19 protein-coding genes and 1 pseudogene are annotated in these 17952 nt (G+C 58.2%); 10 read left to right on the top strand and 10 right to left on the bottom strand.

Annotated elements, in window-relative coordinates; genetic code table 11:
• The first annotated feature begins 181 nt into the window (after nt 1–181).
• Nucleotides 182–517 (top strand): hypothetical protein, encoded by a 336-nt coding sequence (locus P3R82_RS10035; RefSeq protein ID WP_283193742.1) that lies wholly within the window; start codon nt 182–184, stop codon nt 515–517.
• Here P3R82_RS10035 and P3R82_RS10030 read toward each other — a convergent pair.
• A complete protein-coding gene (locus tag P3R82_RS10030) occupies nt 507–1064 on the bottom strand; it encodes a hypothetical protein (protein WP_283193741.1) in 558 nt (185 codons plus the stop codon). The genes P3R82_RS10035 and P3R82_RS10030 overlap by 11 nt on opposite strands.
• 325 nt (nt 1065–1389) lie before the next feature.
• On the opposite strand from P3R82_RS10030, the gene P3R82_RS10025 reads away from it, so the two are divergent.
• Nucleotides 1390–3075 (top strand): HWE histidine kinase domain-containing protein, encoded by a 1686-nt coding sequence (locus P3R82_RS10025; protein WP_283193740.1) that lies wholly within the window; start codon nt 1390–1392, stop codon nt 3073–3075.
• Nucleotides 3068–3466 (top strand): response regulator, encoded by a 399-nt coding sequence (locus P3R82_RS10020; protein WP_283193739.1) that lies wholly within the window; start codon nt 3068–3070, stop codon nt 3464–3466. Before P3R82_RS10025 ends, P3R82_RS10020 begins: the two co-directional genes overlap by 8 nt.
• A 51-nt stretch (nt 3467–3517) precedes the next feature.
• On the opposite strand, the gene P3R82_RS10015 is transcribed toward P3R82_RS10020, so the two are convergent.
• On the bottom strand, nt 3518–4531 hold the full coding sequence (locus P3R82_RS10015) for a PAS domain-containing protein (protein ID WP_112949241.1): 1014 nt from the start codon (nt 4529–4531) through the stop codon (nt 3518–3520).
• Between the two features lie 209 nt (nt 4532–4740).
• On the opposite strand from P3R82_RS10015, the gene P3R82_RS10010 reads away from it, so the two are divergent.
• Both P3R82_RS10010 and P3R82_RS10005 read left to right on the top strand, forming a co-directional pair.
• Nucleotides 4741–5223: a hypothetical protein gene (locus P3R82_RS10010; RefSeq protein ID WP_283193738.1), complete on the top strand. Its 483-nt coding sequence runs from the start codon at nt 4741–4743 to the stop codon at nt 5221–5223.
• An 80-nt stretch (nt 5224–5303) separates the two neighbouring features.
• Nucleotides 5304–6617 (top strand): methyl-accepting chemotaxis protein, encoded by a 1314-nt coding sequence (locus P3R82_RS10005; protein WP_283193737.1) that lies wholly within the window; start codon nt 5304–5306, stop codon nt 6615–6617.
• Nucleotides 6618–7141: 524 nt separating this feature from the next.
• Here the strand turns inward: P3R82_RS10005 and P3R82_RS10000 are convergent.
• The 5 genes and pseudogenes from P3R82_RS10000 to P3R82_RS09980 form a co-directional block, all read right to left on the bottom strand.
• Nucleotides 7142–7858 carry an Eco29kI family restriction endonuclease gene (locus P3R82_RS10000; protein ID WP_112949243.1) on the bottom strand — a complete coding sequence of 239 codons (717 nt, stop codon included), beginning with the start codon at nt 7856–7858 and terminating at the stop codon, nt 7142–7144.
• A pseudogene (locus P3R82_RS09995) lies at nt 7855–9008 on the bottom strand (DNA cytosine methyltransferase). Before P3R82_RS09995 ends, P3R82_RS10000 begins: the two are co-directional and overlap by 4 nt.
• A complete protein-coding gene (gene vsr, locus P3R82_RS09990; RefSeq protein ID WP_283193736.1) occupies nt 8995–9420 on the bottom strand; it encodes a DNA mismatch endonuclease Vsr in 426 nt (141 codons plus the stop codon). The pseudogene P3R82_RS09995 and the gene vsr overlap by 14 nt, the downstream one beginning before the upstream one ends.
• A gap of 36 nt (nt 9421–9456) precedes the next feature.
• The gene (locus P3R82_RS09985; RefSeq protein ID WP_283193735.1) at nt 9457–10050 is read right to left on the bottom strand and encodes a nucleotidyl transferase AbiEii/AbiGii toxin family protein; all 594 of its coding nucleotides are present in this window, start codon (nt 10048–10050) and stop codon (nt 9457–9459) included.
• Between the two features lie 122 nt (nt 10051–10172).
• Nucleotides 10173–10436 carry a hypothetical protein gene (locus P3R82_RS09980; RefSeq protein WP_111563888.1) on the bottom strand — a complete coding sequence of 88 codons (264 nt, stop codon included), beginning with the start codon at nt 10434–10436 and terminating at the stop codon, nt 10173–10175.
• Nucleotides 10437–10542: 106 nt separating this feature from the next.
• Here P3R82_RS09980 and P3R82_RS09975 point away from each other — a divergent pair, with 106 nt between their 5' ends.
• Together P3R82_RS09975 and P3R82_RS09970 are read left to right on the top strand one after the other, a co-directional pair.
• A complete protein-coding gene (locus tag P3R82_RS09975) occupies nt 10543–10875 on the top strand; it encodes a hypothetical protein (protein WP_162718139.1) in 333 nt (110 codons plus the stop codon).
• Nucleotides 10876–11759: 884 nt separating this feature from the next.
• Nucleotides 11760–12728 carry a flagellin gene (locus P3R82_RS09970; protein WP_112436416.1) on the top strand — a complete coding sequence of 323 codons (969 nt, stop codon included), beginning with the start codon at nt 11760–11762 and terminating at the stop codon, nt 12726–12728.
• Nucleotides 12729–12877: 149 nt separating this feature from the next.
• Here P3R82_RS09970 and P3R82_RS09965 read toward each other — a convergent pair whose 3' ends face one another.
• Entirely contained in the window at nt 12878–13486 is a 609-nt protein-coding gene (locus tag P3R82_RS09965; RefSeq protein ID WP_283193734.1) for an RES family NAD+ phosphorylase, read from the bottom strand.
• Nucleotides 13487–13563: 77 nt separating this feature from the next.
• Nucleotides 13564–14001, bottom strand: a complete 438-nt coding sequence (locus P3R82_RS09960) for an MbcA/ParS/Xre antitoxin family protein (protein WP_112436414.1) — start codon at nt 13999–14001, stop codon at nt 13564–13566.
• Nucleotides 14002–14489: 488 nt separating this feature from the next.
• Between P3R82_RS09960 and P3R82_RS09955 the strand changes: the two genes are divergently transcribed.
• Both P3R82_RS09955 and P3R82_RS09950 read left to right on the top strand, forming a co-directional pair.
• The gene (locus P3R82_RS09955) at nt 14490–14738 is read left to right on the top strand and encodes a hypothetical protein (protein ID WP_112436413.1); all 249 of its coding nucleotides are present in this window, start codon (nt 14490–14492) and stop codon (nt 14736–14738) included.
• Nucleotides 14739–14866: 128 nt separating this feature from the next.
• Nucleotides 14867–16162 carry a sensor domain-containing diguanylate cyclase gene (locus tag P3R82_RS09950; protein ID WP_112436412.1) on the top strand — a complete coding sequence of 432 codons (1296 nt, stop codon included), beginning with the start codon at nt 14867–14869 and terminating at the stop codon, nt 16160–16162.
• Between the two features lie 265 nt (nt 16163–16427).
• On the opposite strand, the gene P3R82_RS09945 is transcribed toward P3R82_RS09950, so the two are convergent.
• A complete protein-coding gene (locus P3R82_RS09945; protein ID WP_112436411.1) occupies nt 16428–16673 on the bottom strand; it encodes a hypothetical protein in 246 nt (81 codons plus the stop codon).
• Nucleotides 16674–17227: 554 nt separating this feature from the next.
• Here P3R82_RS09945 and P3R82_RS09940 point away from each other — a divergent pair.
• Complete coding sequence (locus P3R82_RS09940; RefSeq protein ID WP_112949246.1) at nt 17228–17926, top strand: glycosyltransferase; 699 nt, start codon at nt 17228–17230, stop codon at nt 17924–17926.
• Nucleotides 17927–17952: the final 26 nt, after the last annotated feature.

Raw genomic sequence — 17952 nt, 5'->3', positions numbered from 1 at the left:
TCAAACTTTAGGCAATCCTTCAACCGCGTCTTACATGATCCGGTGCTAAAGAACGTCGGTCGGGCGAAAGCTGGTCTCATGATGAGCCAGGTGGTGGTCCCATCCTCGACGAGTGCGCTTCAACGACCTGTGCCTTGAGGGACAGCGCATCGTGTTTCTTTCAAACCTTCTGAGACCAGACGTGAGCGTCGCCCGTCTGGGGGACAAGTATTATACGTTCGACGGCGGGCGGATCGTTGCCCGCGCCGAAGAGTGGAGCAGCCTGCACTCATCCGAAAGCGGCCCATCTGGTTACAGTTCATTCAAGGGCGAGGTCATTCCGGTTTTCGATCTCGGGCGTCTGGCAGGGGCTGGCGACTGTCGTGGCGGCCAGCTCGCGATCCTCCAGACATTGGGTGGTAACATCGCCATCCTGACGGATGGGGTTCTGGCATCGTACCGGGGCGACGCGGACGCAATCGATGTTCATTCGCTGGTAACGAACCCATCACACTGCGTCACGGAAGCTACGACGTGAGCGAAACCCAGATATCCAGCGCACAGAGCGGAACGTAGATCGCGGTGATCGTCGCGTAGTACCGCCGCTGACGCAGCAAGAAGGCGAGCGCGGGGAGGATAATCATTGGAACGTCGATGAGCGCCCACGCGGACGCGACCGCGCTCTGGAAGCCGATGACGTTCAAGGCGAAGCCGCACACCAGGTAGACTGCGATCGAGAGGAGGGCGAAACGGCCGTCTTTCTCAAAATAAACCCGGAGCCCAAGAGCCTCGTCTTCCGCACGACTGGGGAGGAGGAGCGCGGCGGCGAGGAACAGCATCAGGGTCATCATGACCAGGAAAATGAATTCGCTGAACTGAAACGTATTCCGGTACGCGGGGAGCTGGTTGATGGCCCACCAGTGATCCAGTTGCATCGCGAAGAGAATGCCGCACCATGCGATCGGCACCCAGTCGAACGCGCATGTTCCGCGGATCCGGAATACCGTTACAAGGCCGCTCAGCAGGCGGGTCACCGCGAGACCGAGGACCATAGAGATGACCGTGGCGACAATCGGAAAGTTCATAAGTTCTCTCGGTAAGTGGCGGGCGGCCGACCCTAGAAGAACCCTTTTCCCAAGTCCACGGGCGGTCCCGTGTCCAGTTATGATAGGAGCGACCAGAAGAGCGCGACATCGGGTGGATCGCTATGTGCGTGAGCGGCGCTCCTTGGGGCTGTCGGCCGCTTGCAAAACGCGGACTTGCCCTATTTTAACGAATCTATTCTTTGTGTTTATGGGTATCGCGCTTCCCCAACCGAAGCCCAGGCCATCGGGCGCTCCGACTGATGTCTTGAAGTGCCCTATTTGTATCGAGCTACCGCTGGTTCGTCGCCAGCTTAAGGGACATTCGATGAGACTGAAGCTGGTTGCCGTAGCGGTTGCTGCGCTTGTCCCCGTCGTGACGATGCTGGGATACAATGAGTATGCGATGCGCCAGCAGCGGGGAGACGAGGTGCGCGCCCAAGCCGCTCAAGCCGCCCGGCAGGCATCATCCGAAGTCGAGCGCATCGTGGAGGGTGCGCAGTCTCTTCTCGTCGCCGTAACGTCGATGCCATCGGTTCGTCATCTGGACGCCGGCAACTGTAACGATGCTCTCCGGTCGCTTGCCGGCAATGTGCCGAACGTAGCGACGATCTTCGTCGTGAAACTAGACGGAACCCCGGTCTGCGGCAGCATTCCAATCCCTGCCGGGATTGCGTTCGCCGACCGGGACTATGTACGCAAGGCGATCGAAACAGAGGACTTTGTCGTCGGCAAGTACACCAAAAGCCGGGTGACGGGAGCCGCTGTGCTTCCATTGGCGATGCCGATCGTCGAAGACAGTGCGGTGGCCGCGGTTGTCGTAAGCGGAATTAGGCTCGACTGGCTTCAAAACAGGATAGTCGAGAGAGGGCTGTCGCCCGGGAGTGCCGTTACGCTTGCCGATGAGGACGGAACCGTGGTTGCGCGCGTCCCGCTGCCGGAACGTTTCGTGGGCACGGTTATCCCTGACGAATTTCAGCGGCTCGTCCACGCCGACAAACCGGGCATCATCCAGCTCACAAGCCAGGACGGCACCGAGCGAGTCCTGGGGTACCGACCGATCGCGCAGCCTCGAAGTCCGCTCTACGTCAGCGCGGGCGTTTCGACATCCGAGGCATTTGCACCGATCAACAGAGCAACCATCGTCAACAGCTTGGGGATCGTGCTCGGCGCTGTCGTCTCCCTGCTGCTGGCACTCTTCATAGGAAACCGCTTTATCCTTTCACCCATCGTTCGCATTGGAGATGTGATGGATGACTGGAGGTCGGGGTCGACAACCGCCAGAACGGGTATGAAGCCAATCGACGAGCTTCACGCGGTCGGCGCCAGTCTCGATGCGCTTCTTGACGAACTTGAGCGACGACGTGTCCAGAACGAGCAGGCCGAGGAAGACCGCGGTCTCCTGGTTCGCGAGCTCGCCCACCGCGTGAAAAATGGGTTTACACTGGTTCAAGCAATCGCCCGGCAAACCTTTGCCCGCTCTGATCCGGCGCACTACCAATCCTTCTCCGAGCGCCTATCGGCTTTGGCGAGCACCTACGATCTCATCCTCTCAAGGGAAGGCTCCGCATCTTCGATAAGGGACGTCCTGGCAGCCGCCTTGAGGGCTCACTCCGCGGATGCCGACAGGATTACCGTTCAAGGACCGGACGTCGTCCTTCCAGCGGACCTGGCCCTTCCGTTATCCCTGGTTGTTCATGAGCTGGCAACCAACGCGACGAAGTACGGAAGCCTGGGTGCCGAAAACGGTAGGGTGAGCATCACTTGGTCGCATACCGGGCGAGGCATCGATCTCTCTTGGAGGGAGGCAGGTGGCCCACCGGTCGAGGAGCCGAGCCGGAAGGGGTTTGGAAGCGTCCTGATCGAACGCGCTTTCCCGGCCGCGGCCCGCGCCTCTAGCCGAACTGAGTTCAGAGCGGATGGCCTTGTGTTCGACCTTAGTTTCGCATTGCGGGAACCCAACGGCCGCCAACAGGTTAGTGAGCTTCGAACCGCTAGGAATGAAAATGCGTGACATTGTCCTTGTTGTCGACGACGAGCCGCTCGTGCGGATGCTCGCCGTGGAGGTCGCCGAGGAGGCGGGGTTCGAGGTCCTGGAAGCGTCCAACGCGGACGAGGCAGTCATCTTGTTGGAAACGGTCCCGGGCATCCGGATCCTTATGACGGACGTCGATATGCCCGGGAGCATGGACGGGCTGAAGCTAGCCGCCGCTGTTCGGGACAGGTGGCCTCCCGTGGAGATCATCGTAGTATCCGGGATGCAGCGACCACGGATTCACGAGTTGCCGGAGCGGGCCATTTTCTTCGATAAGCCGTACGACATCGGTAAGATGCTCATGCAGCTACAAAAAATGGGTGCTGTTGCGCGAGAAGCACCGATTTCGCTACCTTGGCCGCCTTCATGACGCTCGGATGTTAGCTGTTTGGCTACAAGTCTCGCCGCGGGTGGCTCGGACCTATTTTCCGGTTCCCGGCTTCAATGCAATCGTCACGGCGCCGTCCGCGCTAGCGCTGAAACTGATCCCTCTGCGCGTCAATTCGAACCTGATCTTGTCCATGGCTGACGACCTCGGTGCATCGACATCATCCTCGATGCGGCGGATCGTTGAGAATGAGAGACCGACAGCTTCCGCCAGTTCACGCGCTGTCATGCCGATGAGGGCTCGCGCCGCTCGTATGTGACAGGCGCGGAGCAACGGCGCCTCATCGCTGTCTGAAACTGCCTGCTTGTCGATCCAGGACATGCCATGCCATTCAACCAGCTGGCCGTCCATGACCACGGGGATGACCTTGTGCTCCACATTGCGATAGTTTCCGTCGGCGCCAAGCACGCGCACGGTGAACTGGACCTCCTGCTTGAGCCGAATCCCTGTCTCCCGTGCCTTCCTGACAATGTCCCGATCATCGGGATGGATCGCTGTTAGGGCCTCATGATCCTTCAGGCGTTCAGGAGTGACACCCGTGAACTGCGCCCAATTAGCGGTATCGAGCATCCGGCCTTCGGCATCGGTGCGCCAGAAGTCTGCTCCGGTGATCTTCTTCATCGACATGACAGCTTGCCGGATCCTAGCGTTCTCGGAGCGGACCTTCTGATCGTCCGTCACATCCTGGACAACACCGTGCAGGAAGCTCAGCCCACCCTGCCTGTCGTACTCACGTTGCGACTTACTCTCCAGCCAGAGAAGACGGCCATCGGGCCTGATCATCCTGAAGCGACGAACCGCCAGCTCTCCAGCTTCGGCCCGCTCCACGATTTCGTCATGAGACAACCTATCTTCCGGGTGGATCATGGTGTCGTAAAGATCGCGGCTTGGTATGACGGTATGTGGATCCAAGCCAAGCAAGGCGTAAAGGCCTGGCGACCAGAAGATATCCCGCGCCTGGATGCTGTAGGTCCACGACCCGGCCCCCAGAAACACCTCGAGCAGCTTTGTCCTCTTGTCCGGTGTGGTGGCTGTGCGGATAGGCATGCTGGCTCCCGAGGACTTTCATGTTTGAGCACCTCGTGCTCTCCGAATCAGCCGGACAACCGAGTTGTGAGCACAGGGTGTTCTTTGTGGAGGTCAAGAGCAATAGGTGCTCAGAAAGATCGCTTTCAAGCGAGCTAAAAATTTACGCCTGAGCAAACGCTCGCACGCATTCTTCCCAAGCAGACGTTTCTCTCACCTCGGTTCGGGACATGACCACATTATCGATCTCTCGCCTTACGCTTGCCTTCGGCCTCGTCGTGCCTTTGGGGATGGTGACTGCGCTGGGGTTGCAACGAACTGCGCTCGGCGAACTCAAGGTGGGAGGCCCGGTCTCCCTTCGCGTCGAACAGAACAAGGATCTTGTGGCCGACGTGCTACCGCCTCCGCTTTACGTCGTCGAGGCTTACGGTTTGGCCAGCGAGGCGTTCATTCACAAGGACGTAACGCTTCGGAACCTCGAAAAGATCAAGGCATTGAAGGCCTCCTACGATGAGCGTCGGGGGGTTTGGGAGAAGTCGGACTTGCCCGGCGATTTGAAGGAGCGCATCCGAGGGACGGCGGATACAGCGGATTCATTCTGGGTAGCCTTGACTGGGCCATTTTTCACGCGGCCGCGGCCCATGACGATATGCGGATGCGAGATACTCTCGACACGCTCGAAGAGCGGTTCCACGTCCACCAAAAAGCTGTAGACGGGCTTGTATCGGCCACGAACAAGAAGATCGCTGAGACCCAGGCATACGCGGCCTCCAAGGATGCCTTCTACAGCCGAATGGCGATGACGGGCGGCATCGCATCCATCGCCATCTTTGCCGCGGGCCTGTTGTTCATCCGACGCCGCGCCGTCGCGCCCCTAAGCGCTTTCGCGGCGTACATGGGACGAATGGCCGAGGGCGACTTCACGGTTGCCGTCCCCTACATGGCTCGCCAGGACGAAATCGGGGTCATGGCTCGATCCGTCGAAGTATTCCGCCAATCCTCTCTCGACAGGTTGCGGCTGCGCGAGGAGATGGACGCGGCGCGCGAACGCGCGGAGCAGGAGCGCGAACTGCGGGAACAGCAACAGGCTGAGCAGGCAGCCAGTCTGGAGGAGGTTGTCACCACCCTCGGCGCGGGCCTGGGGCGGCTTGCTGAATGCAACATCCGCATGACGATCGATGTGCCGTTCTCGGCTGAGTTCGAGGCTCTAAGACACGACTTCAACAGTTCGATCGCGACTTTCCAGGCGACGCTCGAGGAGGTGCTCGGCAAGACCCGCCACATCACCGAGAACTCCCAGGCGATGAGGGAGGCGGCCGACAATCTGTCACGGCGCACCGAACAGCAGGCCGCTGCGCTTGAAGAAACCGCCGCCGCGCTCGAAGAGGTCACGGCAACCGTCCGGGCGTCGAGTGAACGTACCGCGGAGACGCGCGACCTCGTCCGGGATGCACGTCGCTGCACGACCGCATCGACGGCCGTCGTCCAGGAGGCGATCAAGGCGATGTCCCGGATCGAGAACTCCTCGGCCGCGATCGGCCAGATCATCAGCGTCATCGATCAGATCGCGTTTCAGACGAACTTGCTCGCTCTGAATGCAGGCGTGGAAGCCGCCAGGGCAGGGGAGGCAGGCAAAGGATTTGCCGTGGTCGCGCAGGAAGTTCGCGAACTCGCGCAAAGATCCGCGACGGCGGCAAAGGAGATCGCGGGTCTTATCCAGCTTTCCACGGGAGACGTTTCCGATGGCGTGAAGATGGTCGCCGAGACCGTCGATGCACTGCATAGGATCGACAGCTTCGTCAGCGAGATCGATGTGAAAGTGGAGGCAATTACCACTGCCGCGAAGGAGCAGTCAGTCGGTCTTGTCGAGATCAGCGCAGCCGTGAACTCCGTCGACCAGATGACACAGCAGAATGCCTCCATGGTCGAAGAGACGACGGCTATAAGCCATGCCTTGGCGTCCGACTCCGAGCAGCTCGCGGGCCTGGTGGGCCGCTTCAAGCTGAACCGTCGCAAGACCATCCGCGAGCCTGGTGTTGAAGTGACTCGTCCTGCCGAGCAGCATATCCGGCTCGTGAGCGGCAATTCGAGAAGCAGGCAGGCTTGAGATGAGCGCTTCCCCTATGTCACGGAGCGAAATCCTCCTTGATGGGCGCCTGGCCTTTCTCCTGGACAGCCTATCACGCAGATCCTTCAAGTCATTACCACACGGGGTCGGATTGAAGACGGCGGTCAAAGCGCGCGAACTTGGCTTTGTCGAATGGTCGGGTGACCTGCGAGAATTCACTCTCAAGCTCACACTGCTTGGGTATCGCTCACGCTCAGCCAGGCCCCCGATTTAGAATCCTAAAGTATCCGCGCAAAAGATGCAGCGGTTTTTGCGGCACCGACATGCGACAGAACAAAACCTTAAAGCGTGACGAGCGAACCCGAAGGATCGCGACACGCTTGTCTTATGACTATCCCTGCTTCATGTAAGTAGAAGAAGCGCCGGCTCGGGTAGTCGCCCTTGCCGGCGATGGGGGATGGATCGAAGACACGCTCTCTAAATCACGCATGATGGTTTCGACGTTTCCCGGCCGCTGCGCAGTGTTTATACGATCTCTTACCGTCATTTGCCCGCTGACGGTATCAGATATGATCCGTTGTTCCGAGATGACGTAGGCCATCATCCGCGCCCTGCTCGGCTTCTCCTTGTTCTTCCGCTTGTTGTTCCTCCACCACCCGGGGCAGTCGCTTCATGGGTCGGTTGTTTAGATAGTCGTCCACTCGCTCGGCGAGGAACTCCTCGGATAAGCCGCTGTCCGCGAGCTTCTCCGCGAACCTTCGGCCGGGATGCAGTACGTCCCAGGGAGACTTGTACTGCGTGGCGCGACGACGTCCCGGATCCTTGTTGCCAAAACCATCCAAGGCCCGGTTCCAAACTGGCTTGTAGGTCTCGATGAGCATGTTTTCGCCCAGCGGGATCCAGATGTCGTCCACCACCAGGTGCCGAACCGCGAAGTCGGCGATGGAAAGATTTGTCGCCTGGTCGATCGATGAAGCATGCTGTCCCAAGCGGTCGAGAAGCGGCTTCCCAGCCAGGGAGTCAGCCGAGATTCCGCCTTTTCGACCGCCCTTGGGAATGGCCTTGCCGACATAGATCGGCTGCGCGAACTTCCCGTCCAGGTTCCTCGCCGCGATCGTCGCGTAAGCGGGGAAATGACCGAAATAATAGATCGCGTAGACACCCGCCCCACGAACATCACTGAGTTGGTCGAAGCCCACCGCCTGTCGCGATAGCAACTCCGTCTCGATGCTTCGGGCAAGATTGATTTTGTCTAGCGGATTGTAGGGTCCGCCATTCATGCGGCGGCCTTTAAATGCGCCGCCACGGAACCACCGACTACTTTCGCCAGGTTCACCGGAACGGCGTTGCCCAGTTGCCGCATGGTTTCGCCCCACGATCCGTGGAACACATAATCGTCGGGGAACGTCTGAAGACGAGCGCTCTCGCGCACCGTGAAGTATCGCACGGTCCCATCTGGTCTCAACAGCATGTTCTCGCCGCCAGGAACCCCGTGCACACCGGCCTTCAACGTCTTGGCGGGCTCGTGCAGCGGACTACCGGTGTGTCCAGGATACGAGCGCGCCCCATGCTGGGCCTTATGGTTGTGGATCGGCATGTCCGAATGGCCGCGTCCTGGTTCCGGCAGTGATGATATCGCCTCATGCACGGTCATCCAAGCAAGCTCCCCGGGTGCGCGGTCGGGATCAAGGCGGGAGGTATCGAAACCGAGGGAAGGGCGATCCTTTTTCGCGATCCGGGCTCGATCCCAATAAGCTCCGGAGGCCTTGTCCCAGATGAGCGCCTCGCGCGAGTGCGTCGGTCGCGGGAAACTCCAGGAAATGCCAAGGTCTTCCCGGAAACCCACGAAGAAGACGCGTTCGCGTCGCTGCGGCACCCCAAAGTCGGCGGCGTTCAACAGTTGCGTCACAACCCGGTAGTTCAGCCCATCGTGGCTGCCGCTGCTGTGATGCTGCTCCAGTCTCGCGAAGTGGTCCGGCCAAGGCTCATCAACCCTCTTGACGATCTCCGGATGTTCAAGCTGCAGTCGGATATATTCAAAGTAATTGCTGAAGGTCGCCCGTGTCAGCCCCTTGACGTTCTCGAAGACGAACGCACTGGGCCGCGCTTCGCGCACCGCCCTGATGGCCTGGGGAAACATGTCACGGGCATCATCATAGGCGGCGTGCTTTCCGCCCATGGAAAACGGTTGGCAGGGGGGCCTCCGGAAACAAGACTGATCTTGCCCTCGAACCGCGAAAAATCGGACTGGCGTACGTCGCCTTCAACCACTTTCCAGCCCTTGACCGCGGCCACGCCACGCGCCTGGTTCTCCCGGATGGTGTCGCAGCAATACCGGTCCCACTCGAAGACGTTCGCTGGACGAAATCCGGCTGAGTGCAGGCCCAGCCCAAGGCCTCCCGCTCCAGCGAACAATTCAATCGACCTCATCGCAGAGAAACCCCACCACTTTTTGCTCGACCGCGACCATGTCACGCAGCTCACATTCCCATATCACCAGGCTGTCCCATCCAGCCCGACGAAGCAGTTCCATAGTCTCGCCATCACGCTCGGCGTTGCGTTCAAGCTTTGGTTTCCAGAAATCGAGCCTCGATTTAGGCATGCGCGCCAAGGCGCAGTCCGAATCGGCGTGGCGATGCCAGAAACAGCCATGAATGAATATCACCTTCCGCCGACCAGAAAAGACCATATCCGGCCTGCCCGGAATGTTCTTCCCATGAAGACGGTACCGGAACCCCAGGGAATGAACGAGCCCTCGAACCTTTATCTCGGGTTTCGTGTTCTTGTTCTTGATCCGCGCCATTCGAGCGGAGCGGGCGGCCGGGGTCAGGGTATCAGTCATCCCGGCGATATTCGTTCCTCTTGGCGATATACACGGTCACTTCGGAGAGGGCGTCGTTCCAACCTTGTTGGTCGACGCCGGATCGTAAGCGCAGACAGCCTCGAGAAGCTTGATCGTGATCGCGCGACCTTGGCTTGGGATGTGGGAGAAATTCTCACGAAAAAGAAGACTGCCCATCAGCGTTTTTGCAAGCCGGTGGTCCATCTTTTCCGCGACTTCCAGAGCAACGGCAGCGCGTTCCTTTAACGGCGCGAGCGCGTCGAGAAGGCACTGCTCGCCAAACGCCTCTACGATACAGGCTATGTCGAACATGTCGCGCGGTTGCATAGATGAACCGCGATGGTAGATTTTCTTCGCAACGATTTCGGCGGGGGTTTCGAGAGCCACCGACACGCCCCGCACAGGGACCATTGTCGTCGGATAGTCAGTCAATGCGGGAGCACAGATGAAATCGATCTCGCCTACGCCCGCAAATACTATCTTGAGTGCCTTCGTCCCGTCTGTTTCGTAATCGTCGGGGTTCAGGTCCAATGTGTAGCCTTGGACCTGTGGATTGAGGTAAGGAAGGAGTTGAGGATCGTCGATAAATATATCCACGTCGAAACTTTCCCGTTGATCGATCTGGAGCATCAAGGCGGTTCCTCCGCCAAAGCTCCAATCGTCAACGAGCTTAAATTCGCGATTGGCTTGATTTATGATCGCTACTGCCTGATCAAACAGGCTTTCCCACTGACTTTTAGACGGCGAGACCACTAAGCGGCCAACGCCATCGAGTATCCTGCGAGAGCAGAGAATTTCCGCGCAATCTCAGCCGCTTCGGAACGATCAATATGCATTTCGTTCAGAAACGAATTCTGAAGGCCTTCATCGACCTCGGAGTAGAAGGAAAATGCTGACGGATCGAAATTTTCGACGCTTGCTGGATCGGAAATCTTTGCAGCCAATTGCTCGGCCGAAAGGTTCGTCCCATAGGGAGCGTTCACCGTCGACAGAACCTTGATTGCCACACTGGACATCGTTTTCACCGCGATCTTTCAATATTCCTATATAATACATAGGCCTGCACGACGCAAGGATCTATTGAGATGGCAACATCCGACCCCATAGAAGCTCAACCTTTACATGGGTAGCGGCTATTCAAAAGCAACAACGCTGGGTCCTGCTATATCAGATGTCGCTGCGGAAGTAGAAGATATCGAACTTCCGCTCAATCGTCGGCGTGAATGGCTCGTCGCCTGCCAGCACGTCTTCGATAGGTTCCTTCGGCTTGGCCGAGGCTCGTTCTTGCTGTTGTCTTTTCGCGCGATGCCTGAAGCAACACTGCGCTTGATCGACTGCGCTATTTCGGTCTTGCTGACCCGAGTAGTGCCTCTAGGTTCCGAACAGAATATGGGTCTCACCCACGGATTCCGATCGCAACTGATCAATGCCCTTGGTGAGTTCCTGGTCTTGTAGGCTTACCAGCTTTAGCAGGACGAGGATATCTTGGCTCGTCATGAACACTGTCCTCTGTCCTAGGACTGAGGACAAGTCCATCTGATATAACTTGGGAACCGATTGATGTACGAAGAACATCCGATATACGAGCGGCGAAGATAAGGTCAATCAATCTGTCGGGATTAGGGGCAACTTCGCCCCGACGCTCGCACCGGTCGCACAGATACAGCAAGTTCATATAGATGTACCCGGCCGCCACCTCTGCCATTTTCTTGTTCGCCAGACGCTCTCGAAACAGCATACAAAGAGCGGCGGAGGAAAAGTCATCGACGGTTTGTTCAACCCAGATTTCAAGATCGCCTCGCAAACTGCCCGTATCTGGAGGAACTGATCGGAACAAACCGTTCGCCAGCGACATCATTCAGCAGTTGTGAGAGACTTGACCAACGCCTGTAGATCGTCGACGGGGTCACGTCCGCACGCGCGGCAATCATGGCGATCGTGAGTTCTTCCTCGGGCCGCTCGGCCATCAGATCCTTTACTGCTTTATGACGCGATTTGTATACGCTCGCTGCGTCCACCGGGTCGGATCAGAGTTCTAGCCATATGCAATATCCTTGAGCATCAGCTTCACCTAGCACAAGCACCTGCGCATACGAAGAGATCACGGCAATTGGTGAAACCTCATGGCCGCACGGAAGCGACCGGCTCGGGAAGCTCGAGCACGCGTCGTCAAGGTGTGAGGAAAGCACCACCTCGCTGACGTCGCGCCCTGACTTGCATGTTTTTTTGCTTAATGAGGTAAGAATTTTTTAAGCGACTTTCGGCGATAAAATTCATCTCAAAGATGCGTGAAGCATCATCATCCCTACTCGCGATTTCCATGTTCATCTGAGATTCGGATGTCGTCCATCAATTCCAACAGTTCCGCCGATATTGCCCTCCAGATACTCCGAGCAGTTGCCTCGGACCTTACGGAGACACAACGCAAAGTTTCAACCGGGTTTCGCGTCGAGCGAGCTTCCGACAATGCCGCTTATTGGTCGATCGCCACGACGATGCGCTCCGACAACGAAGCACTCTCAGCCGTCAGCGACGCGTTGGGCCTCGGCGCCGCCATGGTCGACACCGCATATGCGGGCATGAGCCAGGCGATCGATGTCATGTCGGAGATCAAGGCGAGGTTCGTTGCCGCCACCGAGAACGGCGTTGACAAGACGAAGGTCAACGACGAGCTGAGCCAACTCAAGAATCAACTACGCGCCATCGCCGTCTCCACATCCTTTTCAGGACAGAACTGGCTTTATATCAATTCAACGGCAGACAACGTGGACCGTTCCATCGCCGCTGGCATTGCCCGCGACACGAGCGGAGCGGTTTCGGTCCAAACGATGACTTACGATCTCAACTCCGACTGGGATACGCCCGACGTCTCCTTTCTAATCGATGATGAGAATGGAGATTCCGGGATCATCACGAATTCCGCCTTCGCCGATAGGCTGGGGACCGCGAGCGATTGGGTCCTGTTCAATGGCGCGCGCCATCAATCGCATCGTGAGATGGAGTTGTCCGAGGACACGACAAACGACGAGATCCAGGAAATGTTGGTCGTTACCGAAGCCATGGTGTCGAAGATGACCGAGGTGGCCTCGCGCCTAGGGTCGTTGTCATCACGCATCGGCATTCAGGAGAGATTCATCCGCGATCTACGGGACTCGCTGTCGTCTGGCATTGGGCAATTGGTTGATGCGGATATGGAAGAAGAATCGTCAAAACTAGCCGCGAAGCAGACGCAGCGGAAACTAGCGATACAATCTCTCTCGATCGCCAACAGCGCGCCAGGAAACCTGCTCAATTTGTTTAGCGCATAAGCCCGCCCAAATTTTCTCATTCATCCGAAGCGTTGGGAGCCACCACGTTCCCGGTTTGGACAACTGTTTCCTCGAAAGCATGGCCCCTTTGGCTTTTGGAAAGTTGCCAAACCATCGAGATATATCGCGTTCGTCATAGGTACGATCGCCTAAAGCCTCGAAATTTCCGGTTCTGGAGAACCCTGCCATTCGAGCCTCCATGTTCCACCTTGGCGTAGGTTTTGGATTAAGGAAGGATGGAACGCCACGAGGCATGTCCCACCCGGTGATCTGACGGAAGGATAGATTAGACCTGGGCTGTCCTTTTCCACGCGCAGCCATCTGGCCAGCGCCTGCCCCGCGGGATATGCGATGGCGGGGTCGGCCGTTAAACTGTTATCTGTTGAAAAAGCATCACCGCGAAGGTCGTGGAATTGCCCGATGAAATCAGCTAGCAGCTCCGCGTAGTCCGTGACGTTCTCAAACCGGTCGATCGCCGCAAGTTCTTTTGTGAGGTGAAAAGTGACCTCGGCTAAGGCCGTTTCCGCTTGAAAGGCACAATACCATGCGCCGCGTTCGTCATCGTTGAACCGGTTGCCGCCAGGCCGAGTGTACGTGAAGGCGGCATTGATGAACGTATGGCCTGGGCGGCCAAACACAAGTTCTTTCCGATCGAGATCCAGCAAACCACCTTCCTGAGCCTGGAGGCGGCTGCTGGTGGCCCCCTCCAGCTCGGCCAAATCCTCCATGGCATCATGATTGGGCGCCAGTGCCAGCAACACTGGCTCCTTGAGCCTAGCTGTCGGTATCAGGCGTACGGTATCTCGCTGAACGATGTCCGTGCGAGCAGGCTCGATCACAGACCACCCCGCAATGCATCAACATGGCGTCGCACCAGAAGCAGCTTCGGGATGCCACCTTCAATCATGACGTCAATCGGCCGGCGCCCTTCGAAAAGCGGTCCCTTGTTTGGAAGTCTGATCCATTCGTCGGCAAGGGTTTCAGAGAAAAGCAGTCGTAGCGCCTTGAAAATACCAATCAGGGCACTAACCCTCGTCAATGTGTCTTGCGAAAGACTTCCGCTCCACTCACCTTTCTTCATTCTGAACCACGTGCGCTCTGAAACATCACCCATCAGTGCGCAAACCTCGACGCTGGTTAAGCGCCAGATCTTGGCCAATCGAACGACGCCAGATACCGCTGCCGGGGTCAGCCGTCCACGCGTCCCTTGGTCGCCGAGGTTTACAGGTGACTGTGGAACCCCATTATCATGAATTGCTTGCGCTACGACCATGTCAGCCTCCGTTGACAATCAATATACTGCCAATTGGCAGGATTTCAAGGCTCACGATCGGTCGCGGAGGACGCGCGGCTGTCACGCCGCTCGTCGACATTCGAGGCAACCGGCGTCCTTACCGGTCACGCCCGTCGCCCTAAACGTTCCCGAACGGTCGGTGATGCGCGTTGGTCCGACGACCGACGAGACCGGCGCGACATGGGCCGCTAAATGGCCGAGGCCGTGGCGGTTGCGGGAAGAACCGGAACGGATCGGCCTGACCGCTCTACTTCCAGACTAGCGGCCTGCCGTCTTCACCTGGCGCGGCAAGCGCCGTCGGTAACGCGGGCAGGCGGCCAGGACTACCAGGTTCTGGATGTCGGGGCCCGAAAAGATCAGCAGGTTGCGGCAGGACACCATATCCATGCGCGAGAACAGCGGGGCTCGGATCGGGCTTTACGGCGAGAAGATGGACAGCTCCCGCACATCGGCATAGAGGATGTAGCTTGGCCATCTTTTCGGAAGAAAAGATCACGCCGATCCTCCGAGACGCCCTCCAGGAGATGCTCGCAATAACGAGCCTGACGTGCGAAGGGCAGGGCCAGCTCGTCAATATTCTTGGCGAGACTCTGAACCTTTGGGTTGATCGAAACATCGCGAAGTACTCACTGCTTGGTCCGGTTCAAGATCAAGACCACCAATCCGCGAGCGCTGAGGAAACATTTGGGAGGCGTGCCGCGTCGCCCCGGCAATGAGGCCCATCTCGCATATCGCCACTGGCGCTCAGTGAGGGTTGCCTCGCGCTGGAGCCTCCTCGCACCTTGATTATCATCTCCTAAAGCACAAGTAACGCCGTGCAGCTCTTGTATATGGAGGAGAGAAAGTGGCGCAAGCCTCTACGGCCGACGATCCTGAGACCCGCCTGGCGCTTTTTGATTTTGCCTTCGAGAACGCTCCAATCGGGATCGCTCTCGTGGATCTCGGGGGGCGCATCATTCGCGGCAACGCCGCTTTCGCCAAGCTTCTATCGCTTCCTATCGACAAGGTGCTCGGGACACATTTCAAGGACTTCACCCACCCAGACGATATCGAGGCAGACCTAATCCTGTTCCAGCAGGTCCTGCGGGGAAAACGGGACGGATACACGATCGAGAAGCGCTATCTAAGACCCTTCGGCGAACTCGTTCACGTCCTGATCCACGTGGCCGCGATGCGCAATGCCGATGGTGAGGTTGTACGCTTTATATCCCAGATCGAAGACATCACGCGCCACAAGGAGCATGAGCGTCAGCTTGCCGAGCGGGCAGCGCAGCTTGAACTGGCGCTTGAGGCCGTCCGTGGTGGCTTCTGGCAGATGGACATCCTCACGGGCAAGTTTGAGACGTCCGATCGACTGGCTCAATTTATCGGCGGGCCGACCGCCGCGCGGCTCGACCTCGAGCGCTACGTCAACAGGGTCAACGTCAATGATGGCGCCCAGGCGGATCTGACGCCGCTGATCACAGGTAAGCTCGATCAGAATGTCGCGGAGTATCGTCTGGAGACCGTTCAGGGCGAACGCTGGATGCGCTGTGATCGCCGACTTTTACGCGATAGCGACGGTCGGCCAGTGAAAATTGTCGGAATGGCCATCGATTTCACCGAGGAGCGACGCCGGATCGAGATGCTGGAGGAGACGGCGCGAACGGATGCGTTGACAGGGTTGCTAAACCGGCGTGGGCTGTCGATCGAATTCGCGGCCTTGCAATCCGCCGCTGGCGTCGCTGTCCTTGCCCTCGACCTCGATGGCTTCAAGGAGGTCAACGATGCGCATGGTCATGCCATGGGAGATGTTGTCCTGAAGACCACCGCGTCGCGCCTGACGTCATCTGTCAGAGTCCAAGATCTCGTGGCACGTACCGGGGGCGATGAGTTCGTGGTGGTTATCGCGGGCGATCAACCAGCGGGGGAGGCGGCAGCTAAACGGATCCTCGCGCGGATGAGGGAACCTATCGCGATCGCCAATCATATCGCTGACGTCCGCGTGAGCATCGGCGGTATCTGGACGCCCGACAAGCGCGACGTTTCGGAACTGCTAAACGAGGCCGACGCGCTTCTTTACAATGCGAAGGCGGCCGGCAAGGACGCCGTGAGATTTCAGTCGGCGTCCAGCAGGGATGACCGCGAATATCCGAGATGAGTGCTACTTCCGCGATGTGCGTTGGATCTGTTCGATCGCTGTTGCCGGAGCGAACTAATCGCAAGGCTTTCCCAGCGTGACCACATCCACCATCAGCTCGTTACCTTCCACCCGGGGATGCCGGTGGCGCCCACATCGACGGGCGGTTCTTGCAAGATCGCAAGCGCCTCCTCCGCGTTAGCTGCACTTTCTGTCCTACCGTGTCCAATATGTCCTGGAACAGTCTTTAGGCATCGTCGGATCCATTTGTCACGATCCTCGCTCCTCAGCTATCTATCCGCCGCTGCCGCCAGTCTTTATATGGCGCCAATAGCTGTCCAGGAAATCGCTCCTCGATCGCGGTTTCGACCATCGCGATCCTGACAAAGACCTCGCTGCTGTCACGGTCTTCGGAGGGTATGTTTTCGCTTTCGTCTTCGAGTTTCCGCATCAGCGCGAACAGTTCCTCATCGGGCATCGCGGAAAGTTGGTCCTCGAACCCCGCGGCATCAAGATCTTGTTCCTCTGCCATTGTCTCGTGGCTCCTCTGTCCTCGTTTGATTTATCGACAACGGTCTGGCCGTCAACGAGTTCAATCAAGATTGGGATATGGTGGCTGGTGTATGGCGGATTGAGGCAGATGACGATAGCGTCGATGGCCGGGACACGACTACGGTTCGTTGGCCGCAACACCCCTGCCGTGGTTGGCATTGGCGCGCCGCGTTTGGGTTTGGTGTCGGCGGCCGCACCAGCCTTGAGAAGTCCGGCACTCTCGCGGAGGGCCGCGAGCAGATCGTTTGGCTTCGAGACCTCGACCTTCTTCGCCATCGATGGTCACCGCCGGGCCTGGGCGCGTGCGGTCTGTGCGATCGCTGCAAACCGGTTTGTCCAGTCATGGCCACCGCTCGTCAGGTGCCGCCCGTATCAGTCTCCTTAACAGGCGCGCAGCGAGTGGAGAGAGGGCGAGTACGTGGGAACGCCACAAAGGTCCTGATTCTTCTCGACTTCAAGATGTTGACATTACGGTCAAGCATTCCACATCGCTCACTTTAGCTTCTGTCCTCGGACTGCATGGAGAATTGATGAATGGCCGAACTAAGAGTTTATATTGGATGGGATTCCCGCGAGGATATTGCCTACCAGGTTGCCAAGGCCACGTTGCTCAAGAACGCATCAATCGACGTCGAGGTTCACCCCATCAAGCTGCAGGAGCTGGTCGATCGTGGTGTTTACACCCGTGAAGTCGATCCTCTGGCTTCGACCGAGTTCACCTATTCCCGTTTCTTCACGCCCTGGCTCGCCGGTTACAAGGGCTGGGCGCTGTTTTGCGACTGCGACTTCCTGTTCTTCGGCGATGTCGCCGACCTCCTGCGCTACAAGGACGACAGCAAGGCCGTCGCCTGCGTTCATCACGACTATACGCCCAAGGAGGGCGTGAAGATGGATGGCAAGGTGCAGACCAATTACCCTCGCAAGAACTGGTCCTCGTTCATGCTGTTCAATTGCGAGCATCCTTCCACCCGCCAGCTGACACCCGAGCTCGTCAATGCACAGACCGGTGCCTATCTTCATCGTTTGCAATGGGCAAAGGACAGCGAGATCGGCGAGATACCGGAAGAATGGAACTGGCTGGAGGGGTGGAGCACCAAGCCGAGCCAAGGCCTTCCGAAGGCCGTCCACTACACCAATGGCGGCCCGTGGTTCCACAATTGGCAGGACGTCGAATACGCGGATGTCTGGCTGGAAACGGCACGCGCGCTCGACCCCCGTTTCGCGCCTGTGTGACCCGTGAACCTCGGATTTCTGGTCCG

The organism is Rhizobium sp. AN80A (assembly GCF_030053015.1).
GTDB classification, from domain to species: domain Bacteria; phylum Pseudomonadota; class Alphaproteobacteria; order Rhizobiales; family Rhizobiaceae; genus Rhizobium; species Rhizobium metallidurans.
Note: the sequence above shows the minus strand (reverse complement) of the source record. Positions and strands in the feature narration are given on the sequence as shown.